We start from the raw sequence: 12,309 nt of genomic DNA, 5'->3' as shown, positions 1-12,309 counted from the left end.
CGCTTAAGGAAACTTAAGCGGGCTTTTTTTTTTTCTCAGTCCAGTGCATCCACCTGACGAGCAGGTGGAGCGTGATGTGTTTCGAATCAGAACTGATAGCTGGCGGTGACGCTGACGTTGCGCGGCTCGCCATAGACGATAGATCCGTCGACATTGGTGTCGTAGGTTTTATCGAACAGGTTATTGAGGTTACCCTGCACAGAGAAGTTTTTCGTCACCTGATAGCGAGTGAATAAATCGACCAGGGCGTAGCTTCCCTGTTCCGCGCGGAATGTGCCATACGGCGTGACCGTATCGCTATAAACACGATTCTGCCAGTTAACCCCACCACCCACGGTCAGTTCCGGCATGGCTGGCAGGCGATAACGGGTAAAGAGTTTTACTGTGGTACGCGGTAGGTTCGGGTTTACCGCATTGCCTTCGTTGTCTTCAGCAACATAGCGTGTCGCGCCGAACGTCATCTGCCAGTTATCGGTGATCGCACCGTTAACTTCGAATTCGACCCCTTTGCTGACCGTTCCATCCATCGCTCTATAGGCCGTGTCGCCATTGCTACCGGCAATTGGTACGCCGGTTGATTGGCCCACGTTATCCTGTTCAATGCGGAACACCGCGAGGGTGGTGGTTAAACGGCTGTTCATCCAGTCGGACTTCAGGCCAAGTTCATAGTTATTGCCGGTAATTGGGGAAAGATATTTACCGGAACTGTCGCGCTTGTTCTGCGGCTGAAAGATTGAGGTATAGCTGGCGTACGTAGACCAGTTATCGTCAATGTCATACACCAGGCCCGCATACGGCGTGGTGTGGTTTTGTTCCATGCTGTAGGCGAGGGTGTCGATACGCCAGTTGGTATAACGCGCGCCGACAATCAAATGCAGTGGGTCGGCCAGCGAAATACGTGTTGCGGCGTAGAGCGATTTCATGTGCGTGGTATCGTCCTGGGCCAATGACTGCGGGTTCCAGTTGGTTTCCGGGAAGTTACCATCGAAGGTATAGAAACTGTCGATTTCGTTGGGGAATACGTTCGCCCACGCGCTTTCGTAACGGTTATTCTGTTTGCTGTAGCTGCCGCCCAGCATCAGATTATGCTGACGACCAAACAGGTCGTAACCGCCGTCGGCGAACAGATCGACGGCATCTACCTTACGCTTGCCGCTGTTCCAGCCGGTACCTCCGACGTATTCATAGCCCGGACCATAGCTGCTATACGGGCCAATCAGCGTACCATCGGCTTTATTGACATAGGCATCGACGTACATCATTTTACTGTCAAACTTGACCTCGGAGTGGGTGGCATTCATGGTCGCCTGCCAGGTATCGGCAAAACGTTGCTTGATGGTGACAAACACTTTGTTGAAGTCTTTATCGTTGTACGCCCAGTCCGGCGCAGTGCTGCGCGAGCGGTCATAGCTGTTTTTGCTGCCGTCGGTATTCCAGCGCGGCAATCCACCCCAGGTTGGGCTGTTGATATCAATGCGCTGGTATTCATAACCCGCAGACAGGCTGGTGGTGTCGCCCAGATCGGCATCGACAATCCCGGAGAAGAACATTTTTTCGCTATTGTAGCGATCAAGCCAGGCGTCGTTATTCTGGTAGCCCGCCACGATGCGCCCGCGCACGTTGCCGTCTGCCGTGAGCGGGCTTTGCAGATCGGTCACATATCGTTGTTTATTCCAACTGCCATATTCCGCAGAAACATTACCGGTGAACTCGCGGCTGGTGGCATGCTTACGGATCATATTAATCGAGGCTGAGGGGTTACCCGTCCCGGTCATTAGCCCGTTTGCGCCACGGACAACTTCGACACGCTCAAAAAGGGCCGTGTCGGAAAGGGCATCACCGAGATTCCAGCGGGATTCAAAATAGGTCGGAATCCCATCGACCATGTAGTTATCAATCTGAAATCCGCGAGAGTAATAGCTACTGCGATCTGAATCCGCCTGACTTCTGCTTATCCCCAACGTGTTGTCCATCACATCGCCCAGCGTTTGCAGTTGCTGATCTTCCATGCGCTGCTGACTGATAATACTGACCGATTGCGGAATATCGCGCTGCGTCATCTGCATTTTGGTGCCAGCAGTCGTTGATTTAACGCTGTAATCCTGCTCCTCGCTGGATGTAGCTGGAGCAGAGCCTTCAACGATAACCGTCTCTTCAGCAGGGGCTGCGAGGCTGGTGGAAGGCAATAGTGCTAACGTGATGCAGGCTGCCAGTACAGAAGGGGCAAGCCCCGGTTGGCGTTGGTCATCCCCGTTGTGTGTTGTGAAAGACATCGAAAAGTCCTTGATAATTATTAATATTAAGTTCGAATCACTGAGGTTGTGATGAACCCTTTGGTTGTAAATTATTAAGCTCGCACGCGAATGCAAATGCGAAATATAAGCATTCACATTCAATATGTAAACAGATGCTACGGCATAAGTGAAATGTTGTTTCAGTACTATGCTTCAGCAATAGCGACGGGAAATGGTTATAAGAACAGCAGTGGCAGGGCTTTTTGCTTAAAAAATCGAGGGTTAAAGTTGAAAGAGCGTGAGTAACTCGCTCATACTCTATACTCGCAGAGTGACCCGGCGTAGCATGGCATAACGCTTGGGCTGTTAATGAAAAAGGAAAACGTCGTGGCAGAAGAAACTATATTCAGCAAAATTATCCGTCGTGAAATTCCGTCAGATATCGTGTACCAGGATGAACTGGTCACTGCGTTTCGTGATATTTCCCCTCAGGCACCTACGCACATTCTGATCATTCCTAACGTCCTGATCCCGACCGTCAACGATGTGACAGCGGAACACGAGCAGGCGTTGGGTCGCATGATCACTGTTGCGGCAAAAATCGCCGAGCAGGAAGGCATTGCTGCGGATGGGTATCGTTTAATCATGAATACCAATCGTCACGGCGGTCAGGAGGTGTATCACATTCATATGCACCTGCTGGGTGGGCGTGCGCTTGGTCCAATGCTTGCGCATAAAGGTCTGTAAGCATGACCAGAGGATGCATTGCACTTTCACTGAGCTTGCTGCTACTGGCTGGCTGTCGGGCACATCCTGAAATTCCGGTAAGTGATGAACAGTCGCTGGTGATGGAATCAACGATTCTGGCGTCGGGCATTACAGCAGAACAGCCGACGTTAACCACGTCTGATATTCAGGCCTCAGCATCCTCGCGACTTTATAACGAAAGACAAGAACCCGTTACCGTTCATTATCGGTTTTACTGGTATGACGCCAGAGGACTGGAAATGCATCCTCTGGAAGCGCCACGCAGCGTGACTATCCCGGCTCATTCGTCGGTGACGCTGTACGGCAGCGCCAATTTTCTGGGGGCGCACAAGGTTAGACTTTATCTTTATTTGTAAGGGGTGAATCTTGATGATCAAAATGAATCGCTACGCACTGATTGCCGCGCTGGCGATGTTTCTCTCTGGCTGTGTGGCGCAACGTGAGCCCGCCCCCGTAGAGGAAGTGAAGCCGGTGCCGGAACAGCCCGCGCAGCCGCAACAGCCGGTGCCGGTTGTACCAACGGTGCCAAGCATACCGCAGCAGCCGGGTCCGATTGAGCACGAGGACCAAACGGCGCAGCCGACGCCGCGTCAACGTCACTATGACTGGAACGGGGCTATGCAGCCGATGGTCGGTAAAATGCTGCAGGCTGACGGCGTCAAAGCGGGAGGCGTTCTGCTGGTTGATAGCGTGAATAACCGGACCAACGGCTCGTTGAATGCCGGTGAAGCTACCGAGACCTTGAGGAACGCGCTGGCGAATAACGGCAAGTTTACCCTGGTTTCCGCCCAGCAGTTGGCTGTCGCCAAACAGCAGTTAGGTCTGTCGCCGAACGACAGTCTGGGAACGCGCAGCAAAGCGATTGGTATCGCCCGTAACGTTGGCGCACAGTATGTGCTCTATTCCAGCGCCTCCGGCAACGTCAATTCGCCGGCCCTGCAAATGCAATTAATGCTGGTACAAACTGGCGAGATAATCTGGTCAGGTAAAGGTGCCGTACAGCAACAATAACCGGCTAAGGCGCGACGAGGTGTTGTCGCGCTATTTCCCGCAGTATCATCCCGTCGTAGCCAACCAGAGCGGCCTGAGCGGCGGGAGCTGCATCATCGAACACGATACCCACCGCTTAGTGTTGCGCTCTCATCACGACCCTGACGCGCCGGAATCGCATTTCTTACGCCACTATCACGCGTTAAAGCATCTGCCTGAAAGCCTTGCGCCGCGCCCCCGCTTTTATATACGAGGGTGGATGGCGGCCGACTTTTTTCACGGTAAGGTAGAATCCAGATTGCCGGACGCCGACGAACTCGCTGGCTTATTGTATCATCTGCACCAACAACCCCAATTGGGCTGGCGAATCAGTCTGCTGCCGCTACTCGAACAGTACTGGCAGTGTGGCGATCCGGCGCGTCGTACGCCATGCTGGTTGCGAGCGTTGAAGCGACTCAGGAAAAGCGGTGAGCCTCGACCTTTGCGTCTGGGGCCTCTGCATATGGATATCCACGGTGACAACATCGTTCGTACAGCATCAGGGCTGCGGCTGATTGACTGGGAATATGCCGGAGACGGTGATATCGCTCTGGAGCTGGCGGCGGTATGGGTCAACGACGAATCTCAGCACCAACGGCTGGTTAGCGCCTACGCCCAACGAGCGCACATTGAACAAAACGCGCTGTGGCGGCAGGTCAGACGATGGCGGCCCTGGGTCATAATGCTGAAAGCGGGGTGGTTTGAGTATCGCTGGCGACAAACCGGCGATCGACAATTTATCAGGCTGGCCGATGAAACCTGGCGGCAGCTAATAATGAAAGGATAAGGAGAGCAGTGTGGGCCCAGTAATGTTGGATGTCGAAGGGTATGAGCTGGACGCTGAAGAGCGTGAGATTCTGGCGCATCCGCTGGTAGGTGGGTTGATTCTCTTTACCCGAAATTATCATGACCCGGAACAGTTGCGTGAATTAGTGCGCCAGATTCGCGCGGCATCACGCAATCATCTGGTGGTGGCGGTAGATCAGGAAGGCGGCAGGGTACAGCGTTTTCGCGAAGGATTTACGCGTCTGCCCGCGGCCCAATCCTTTGCTGCGCTGCACGGTCTGGAAGACGGCGGCAATCTGGCTCAGGACGCCGGATGGCTAATGGCCAGCGAAATGATCGCAATGGATATAGATATCAGTTTTGCGCCGGTGCTGGATGTGGGGCATATCAGCGCGGCGATTGGCGAACGCTCTTACCATGCCGATCCGCGGAAAGCGCTGGCTATGGCGACCCGCTTCATTGACGGTATGCATGCTGCTGGCATGAAAACTACCGGTAAACATTTCCCCGGGCATGGGGCAGTGACGGCGGATTCGCATAAAGAAACCCCAACCGATCCACGTTCAGAAGCCGAAATTCGTGCAAAAGATATGTCCGTGTTCCAGACATTGATTACGGAAAACAAACTCGATGCCATTATGCCTGCGCATGTCATCTACAGTGACGTGGACCCGCGTCCGGCGAGCGGTTCGCCACACTGGCTGAAAACGGTGCTGCGTCAGGAGCTTGGTTTCGATGGCGTCATTTTCTCCGATGATTTGTCGATGGAAGGGGCGGCGATTATGGGAAGCTATGCGGAGCGTGGTCAGGCATCGCTGGATGCGGGTTGCGATATGATCCTGGTCTGCAATAATCGTAAAGGCGCGGTCAGTGTGTTAGATAATCTGTCGCCGATCAATGCAGAACGTGTTACACGTTTGTATCATAAAGGTTCATTTTCACGTCAGGAACTGATGGACTCGGCACGCTGGAAGACGGTAAGCGCCCAGCTCAACCAGCTTCATGAGCGCTGGCAGGAAGAGAAAGCAGGTCATTAACGCAAGTTTGGCGAGGATGCGATGATTATCTATTTACACGGTTTTGACTCTAACAGCCCGGGCAACCACGAAAAGGTGTTGCAGCTGCAGTTCATCGACCCGGATGTCAGGCTGATTAGCTACAGTACGCGGCATCCTAAACATGACATGCAGCATCTACTGAAAGAAGTGGACAAAATGCTGCAGCTTAATGTGGACGACCGTCCGCTGATTTGTGGCGTGGGGCTCGGGGGATATTGGGCTGAACGGATTGGTTTCCTGTGTGATATTCGTCAGGTAGTGTTTAATCCCAACCTGTTCCCGTATGAGAACATGGAAGGAAAAATCGACAGGCCTGAAGAGTATGCCGATATCGCGACAAAATGCGTGACCAATTTCCGCGAAAAGAATCGCGATCGCTGCCTGGTGATCCTGTCACGTCATGATGAAGCGCTCAATAGTCAGCGTTCGTCAGAAGAGCTGCATCATTTTTACGAGATAGTCTGGGACGAAGAGCAGACGCACAAGTTTAAGAATATCTCCCCGCATTTGCAGCGCATCAAAGCGTTCAAGACGTTAGGTTAATCCTCAATGAACGTGTAAAAAACCAGCCTTCGGGCTGGTTTTTTTGTTCTTAAAGTTCGTGTTGTCTATCTTTTCAGCATCAAAACTTGATACACATCAATTTTGGTATGACCAATGCACCGTTCGTGTTATTCTCACTCTCGAAGAACATTTTCATTATCGTAACTTGTTGTTAATTAAAGGCTATACCTATAACTTTTAATTAACAATTGGTTAATAAATTTAAGGGGGTCACGTTGACTACACCATTAAAAAGAATCGTGATTGTCGGCGGCGGTGCTGGCGGACTGGAAATGGCGACGCAGCTGGGTAAAAAGCTGGGGCGCAAGAAAAAGGCCAAAATCACGCTGGTGGACAGAAACCACAGCCATTTATGGAAACCGTTACTGCATGAAGTCGCGACGGGTTCCCTGGACGAAGGCGTGGATGCGCTGAGCTATCTGGCGCATGCCCGTAACCACGGTTTCCAGTTTCAGTTGGGTTCGGTGGTGGATATCGATCGCGAAGCGAAAACCATTACTCTTGCCGAGCTGCGCGATGAGAAGGGCGAGCTGCTGGTTCCTGAGCGCAAAGTCCCGTATGACACGCTGGTGATGGCGTTGGGTAGTACCTCCAACGATTTCAATACGCCGGGCGTCAAAGAAAACTGCATTTTCCTGGATAACCCGCATCAGGCGCGTCGTTTCCACCAGGAGATGCTGAATCTGTTCCTGAAGTATTCCGCGAATCTGGGCGCTAACGGCAAAGTAAATATCGCCATTGTCGGCGGCGGTGCGACGGGGGTTGAACTCTCAGCCGAGCTGCACAATGCGGTAAAACAGCTGCACAGCTATGGTTACAAAGGGCTGACCAACGAAGCGCTGAACGTTACGCTGGTAGAAGCCGGTGAGCGTATTCTGCCTGCGTTGCCGCCGCGTATTTCCAGTGCTGCGCATAATGAGTTAACCAAACTGGGCGTACGCGTACTGACCCAGACGATGGTAACCAGCGCTGATGAAGGCGGACTGCATACCAAGGATGGCGAGTACATTGAAGCCGATCTGATGGTGTGGGCTGCGGGGATCAAGGCGCCAGACTTTATGAAAGACATTGGCGGTCTGGAAACCAATCGTATTAACCAACTGGTGGTTGAGCCGACTCTGCAGACCACGCGCGATCCCGACGTGTACGCGATTGGCGACTGCGCTTCCTGCGCTCGCCCGGAAGGTGGTTTTGTGCCGCCGCGCGCTCAGGCTGCGCACCAGATGGCAAGCTGCGCAATGAACAACATTTTGGCGCAGATGAACGGCAAGCCGCTGAAAGCGTATCAGTACAAAGACCACGGCTCTCTGGTTTCACTTTCTAACTTCTCTACCGTGGGTAGCCTGATGGGTAACTTGACCCGTGGTTCGATGATGGTAGAAGGGCGTATTGCGCGCTTTGTGTACATCTCACTGTACCGCATGCACCAGATTGCTCTGCACGGTTACTTTAAAACCGGTCTGATGATGCTGGTTGGCAGCATTAACCGGGTGATCCGCCCGCGTCTGAAACTGCATTAATACGGCTTATGGCGTCGGATGATTGTACTTATCCGGCGCCTTCCTTCAGAGTTCTCCGAATCATCCTGCCTTCGCTCCTCCTCGTGCTATTTTCATCCGTAATCTGATTGGCATTCCTTACCTTCTGTTGCAAAGTTGTTGCTAATAGCAAAAAAGGAGGAAGTCCCGTGAATAAATCTATGTTGGCGGGTATAGGGATTGGCGTAGCTGCTGCGCTGGGTGTTGCAGCGGTGGCCAGTCTTAACGTTTTCGAGCGTGGCCCACAGTATGCACAAGTTGTCTCTGCAACACCGATTAAAGAGTCGGTAAAAACACCGCGCCAGGAGTGTCGGAACGTGACGGTCACGCACCGTAAGCCGGTACAAGATGAAAACCGTATCGCGGGTTCCGTGCTGGGTGCGGTTGCTGGTGGCGTTATCGGCCATCAGTTTGGCGGCGGACGCGGTAAAGATATTGCTACCGTGGCCGGTGCTTTAGGCGGCGGTTATGCAGGTAACCAGATCCAGGGTTCGATGCAAGAAAATGATACGTACACTACTACGCAGCAGCGTTGTAAAACGGTGTATGACAAATCTGAAAAAATGCTGGGCTACGACGTGACGTACAAAATTGGCGATCAGCAGGGGAAAATCCGTATGGATAAGGACCCCGGCGCGCAAATTCCGTTGGATAACAACGGACAGTTGGTACTAAATAACAAAGCGTAAAATAGCATTATCCTGAACATTAGCCCCCCATTCGCTCAGGCTGGGGGGCTTTTTTTATCAGAAGGTTAAGGCGTAGTTCAGACCAAACGTACGGCCCCGGCCCTTGTATTCATACAGTGACGGGCTACCGTAGGTTGGGCTGTACAGCAGTGGCGCACGTTGTCCCCACAGCGTGGTGTACTCTTCATTCAGCAGGTTTTCTACGCTAAAGGTCAGTTTACCCAACGGGAGCTGATAGCTGCCGATAAAGTCCATCGTGTTATAGCCGTCCAGCTTATTGCCGCTGGCGTCCGTCAGATCAAATGTTTGCTGGCTCTGTACGCGCAATGTCCACGGTTCAGGTGCCCAGCCGACCCACGCGGTGGCTTTGGACGGGGAAGCCAGGGTGACATCCCATTTCTGCCATTTACCGTTTTGCTTCACTTCCGATTTAATGACGTTGAAGTTGCCGCCCAGACTCCAGTCCGTATCCGCAATGAAATAATCCACCGCACCTTCAAGGCCATAAATACGGCGATCGTCGGGCTGGACGTTAATGGTCATATCGCTGCGGTTGATAACGATCGATTTATCCGAAGTAGAGTAGTAAGCGGCCAGCTGCGTGCGCAGACTGTCGCCAGTGTAGCGCCATCCCAGTTCGTAGGAGTTAACTTTAATCCCCTCCAGGCGTGAGTCCGCCACGTTGACGCTGCGCTGGAGCTGGTAATGATCGCCAACCAGGGAATAGGTGCCGTTACCGTAATATTTCCCCGGGTCCGGAAGCTCCACGCCCTGAGAGAAGTTAAACCATGTCTGCTGACGGTCGGTCAGGTGGGCGAGGATACCGGCGTTAAACAGGAAATTATCGTAATCGGTTTTACCGCCAGGAATGGTATCGGCGGAGTTTGCCAGACCGGTGGCAATTCCCTGTTGTTGGGCATAGCCCACGAAATCATCCACCCTGTTTTCGGTCCATTGATAGCGCACACCGCCGCTGAGGGTAAAGATGTCGTTAATGTCATAGCTGTTCTGCAGGAAAGGCGCGAAGTTGGTGATGCTGTAACCGGGGTAACGCCCGGTGGTATAAGCGGTTCGGTTGTCCATACCGCCGGAGGGCAGGGACCAGGCCAGATCGAAGAATTTCTGATTGGAATCGAAGGTTTCGTGATCGGCATCGACGCCCCACGTCAGCTCCCAGTTATCCATCAGCTGGCTGTTGAGGGTGATTTTGGCACCAAACTGGTCTGTGTCCTGCTGCGATGCGGAGAAACTGGTGACCTTACCTTTGCTCAGCGTAGGGAAGGGGTAGAATTTCAGCGATTCGTCACGGTAATAGATTTGGCTGACCAGGTTCTGGCCGAAGAAATCCGCGTCTGAATACTGCAGGCTGATCAGATGACGCTCGGTGCCGGGAATACGATCGGAATTCAGTCCGCTGCTGGTATAAGCCTTACCGTTTCCCGTCACGGCGGACATGTTCTCGCCAAGATCCAGTCCGTAATCATCGTCCCCCTGGCTCTTATAATACTGCGTAACCAGTTGTAACTGACGGTTGTCGTCAAGCTCAATCGTTCCGGTGCCCATCACGTCCAGACGATCGGAGTGCTGCAGGCCGGTTTGGGTGTTATCCAGCAGCAGGGCATCGTGATTGCCGTCATACCAGCCGCCAAACCGTTGATACGCGACGGACATGCGCCCGGAAGCGCGATCGGTTCCTCCGCTCACCGCCGCAGCAACGCGTTCATCATGATCGTTACTGTTATTGAAGCCGCTTTTACTCCCCAGTTCGAGTTCAACTTCACGCTCCGGCTGGCCTTTTTTGGTGACAATGTTGATTAACCCACCGGTACTGCCGCCGCCATATAGTGAGGTTGCACCTGAGATGACTTCAATGTGTGCGATGTTAAACGGATCAATAGAATCAAGTTGACGACTGTCAGTACGCGAGGAGTTCAGACGGACACCGTCTATCAGTACTACGATGGCACGACCGCGCATATTCATGCCGTAGTTTGTGCGCCCCTGGCTGCTGACATCGATTCCTGGGATTAACTGAGCAAGAACATCTTTGAACTCTTTCCCCCCCTGAACCTGCTGTTCAATCTCGCTTCCTTCAATAACCCAGGTCGTTTGCGCCATTTCTGCCACGGTGCGTTGACTACGGTTGGCACTGACGATGAGGTTATCTTCCTCAGCCGCGATGGCTGGGAGAGTTAAAGACAACAGGAGAGGATTGAGCACCCAGAGACGCTTATGCATTTGTATTCCTTTTAAAAAGAGTCAATCTGTTTTTGTTATGGCGGTAGAGAAACCGATGGTTACATTGTGAAACAGGCGTTAAAACAAATGCGAATATTGCTGATAATAATTGTTGTTATCAATACATTTTACAAAAAATGATCGGATAAGATGATGAAAACACTGAATAATGTAGGGGTAATCCGCGGGAATCTAACCGGGGCTTAATCAGCTCCCGGTGGTGTCAGTACTGCGGGGAAATAGCGGGAAAGGGTTAAACTTTGATAAGTTCAGGCCACAGTCGCAGAGTCGTGTGTGCGATCTGCATCAGTTTTTCAAACGTTGCGCCTTCACGGGCGCTGATCGACATACCCTGTAAAATACAGTTCAGGTATTCGGCCAGTTTTTGCACGTCGCAATGGGCCGGAATTTCGCCTCGTTGCTGGCGCTGGTGAAGGAACTGGGTAAGCGTCTGTTCCTGCATGGCATGGCGGGATTTCACCGTGTGCGCAATATCCCGGGAAGAGGCCGCCAGTGTCGCGGATGTGTTAATTATGAAACATCCCGCCGGGGTGTCTTTACTGGTAAAGCAGGTCGCTATTGCGGTGAAATAGTCTTCCAGCGCGCACTCAAGACTTTTTTCTTCACAAAATAACTGGGCTTCATGTTTCGCCGCGAAGCGGGTGATGTAGCGGTCCAGTACGGCACGAAACAACCCCTCTTTATTGGTGAACTCCGCATACAGCGTGGGCGCTTTTGCGCCGGTTGCTTCTACGAGATCGGCGAGCGATGTCGCTTCATACCCGTGCTGCCAGAAGAGTGTCATGGCCTTATCAAGCGCGGCTTCCCTGTCGAACACTTTTGGTCGGCCACGGCTTTTTTTAGCACAACCTGTCATTTCAGTTGTCATGGCGCCGATGTACCTTTGTTGGGTTTATTGAATAACCATTATAAAAATATTCGACTGCACACTCCAGCGGATTAGCGATAAAAATAATTTAACGCTATTGATATGAAAAATAAGGTCTTTGTGTTTTATATAACGATCATTATAAAAAAATGTTGACGTGTGACCTGGATCACATCTATGATTTACCTATCGATCGTTAAGTTAATCTTTGCGACACACATTCATCTGCTAAAGGTCACTATCATGAAAAACGTAAAAACTCTGTTTGTTGCTGCTGTTCTTAGCTCACTCTCATTTGCAAGCTTTGCTGCCGTTGAAGTTCAGGCCACACCTGCGGGCCAACAGAAAGTTGGTACTATTTCTGCGAATGCGGGGACTAACTTAGGTTCTCTGGAAGATCAACTGGCGCAGAAAGCGGATGAGATGGGGGCGAAGTCTTTCCGTATTACTTCCGTTACCGGTCCTAACACCCTCCACGGGACTGCAGTTATCTACAAATAAGATTTAACCCATCGC

At 52.1% G+C, this 12,309-nt stretch carries 12 protein-coding genes; 9 read left to right on the top strand and 3 right to left on the bottom strand.

Going from position 1 to position 12,309, the window contains the following annotated elements; translation table 11 throughout:
- Positions 1-86 precede the first annotated feature (86 nt).
- Entirely contained in the window at positions 87-2,273 is a 2,187-nt protein-coding gene (gene fhuE, locus FDW87_RS15835; RefSeq protein ID WP_049270527.1) for a ferric-rhodotorulic acid/ferric-coprogen receptor FhuE, read from the bottom strand.
- Positions 2,274-2,621: 348 nt separating this feature from the next.
- Between fhuE and hinT the strand changes: the two genes are divergently transcribed.
- The 8 genes from hinT to FDW87_RS15795 all read left to right on the top strand — a co-directional run bounded on the left by hinT (position 2,622) and on the right by FDW87_RS15795 (position 8,666).
- Entirely contained in the window at positions 2,622-2,981 is a 360-nt protein-coding gene (gene hinT, locus FDW87_RS15830; protein WP_016156204.1) for a purine nucleoside phosphoramidase, read from the top strand.
- A 2-nt stretch (positions 2,982-2,983) separates the two neighbouring features.
- Positions 2,984-3,358 carry a YcfL family protein gene (locus tag FDW87_RS15825; protein ID WP_019076489.1) on the top strand — a complete coding sequence of 125 codons (375 nt, stop codon included), beginning with the start codon at positions 2,984-2,986 and terminating at the stop codon, positions 3,356-3,358.
- Between the two features lie 13 nt (positions 3,359-3,371).
- Entirely contained in the window at positions 3,372-4,013 is a 642-nt protein-coding gene (lpoB, locus tag FDW87_RS15820) for a penicillin-binding protein activator LpoB (protein ID WP_016152673.1), read from the top strand.
- A complete protein-coding gene (gene thiK, locus FDW87_RS15815; protein WP_137379925.1) occupies positions 3,994-4,818 on the top strand; it encodes a thiamine kinase in 825 nt (274 codons plus the stop codon). Before lpoB ends, thiK begins: the two co-directional genes overlap by 20 nt.
- A 10-nt stretch (positions 4,819-4,828) precedes the next feature.
- Positions 4,829-5,854: a beta-N-acetylhexosaminidase gene (gene nagZ, locus FDW87_RS15810; RefSeq protein WP_016152675.1), complete on the top strand. Its 1,026-nt coding sequence runs from the start codon at positions 4,829-4,831 to the stop codon at positions 5,852-5,854.
- Positions 5,855-5,875: 21 nt separating this feature from the next.
- Positions 5,876-6,418 (top strand): alpha/beta hydrolase YcfP, encoded by a 543-nt coding sequence (gene ycfP / locus FDW87_RS15805; protein WP_003030817.1) that lies wholly within the window; start codon positions 5,876-5,878, stop codon positions 6,416-6,418.
- A gap of 236 nt (positions 6,419-6,654) precedes the next feature.
- Positions 6,655-7,959, top strand: a complete 1,305-nt coding sequence (gene ndh / locus FDW87_RS15800) for an NADH-quinone dehydrogenase (protein ID WP_016152676.1) — start codon at positions 6,655-6,657, stop codon at positions 7,957-7,959.
- A 167-nt stretch (positions 7,960-8,126) separates the two neighbouring features.
- On the top strand, positions 8,127-8,666 hold the full coding sequence (locus tag FDW87_RS15795) for a glycine zipper 2TM domain-containing protein (RefSeq protein ID WP_003030814.1): 540 nt from the start codon (positions 8,127-8,129) through the stop codon (positions 8,664-8,666).
- Between the two features lie 57 nt (positions 8,667-8,723).
- On the opposite strand, the gene FDW87_RS15790 is transcribed toward FDW87_RS15795, so the two are convergent.
- Positions 8,724-10,904, bottom strand: a complete 2,181-nt coding sequence (locus FDW87_RS15790; protein WP_019076496.1) for a TonB-dependent siderophore receptor — start codon at positions 10,902-10,904, stop codon at positions 8,724-8,726.
- A 253-nt stretch (positions 10,905-11,157) separates the two neighbouring features.
- Positions 11,158-11,793, bottom strand: a complete 636-nt coding sequence (comR, locus tag FDW87_RS15785) for a TetR family copper-responsive transcriptional repressor ComR (protein ID WP_137379924.1) — start codon at positions 11,791-11,793, stop codon at positions 11,158-11,160.
- A gap of 243 nt (positions 11,794-12,036) precedes the next feature.
- Between comR and bhsA the strand changes: the two genes are divergently transcribed.
- Positions 12,037-12,294, top strand: coding sequence for a multiple stress resistance protein BhsA (bhsA, locus tag FDW87_RS15780; protein WP_029139491.1), 258 nt, complete (start codon positions 12,037-12,039; stop codon positions 12,292-12,294).
- Positions 12,295-12,309 lie beyond the last annotated feature (15 nt).

Origin of the sequence: Citrobacter sp. wls826 (genome assembly GCF_005281245.1) — a bacterium.
In the GTDB taxonomy this organism is placed as follows: Bacteria; Pseudomonadota; Gammaproteobacteria; order Enterobacterales; family Enterobacteriaceae; genus Citrobacter; species Citrobacter braakii.
Note: the sequence above shows the minus strand (reverse complement) of the source record. Positions and strands in the feature narration are given on the sequence as shown.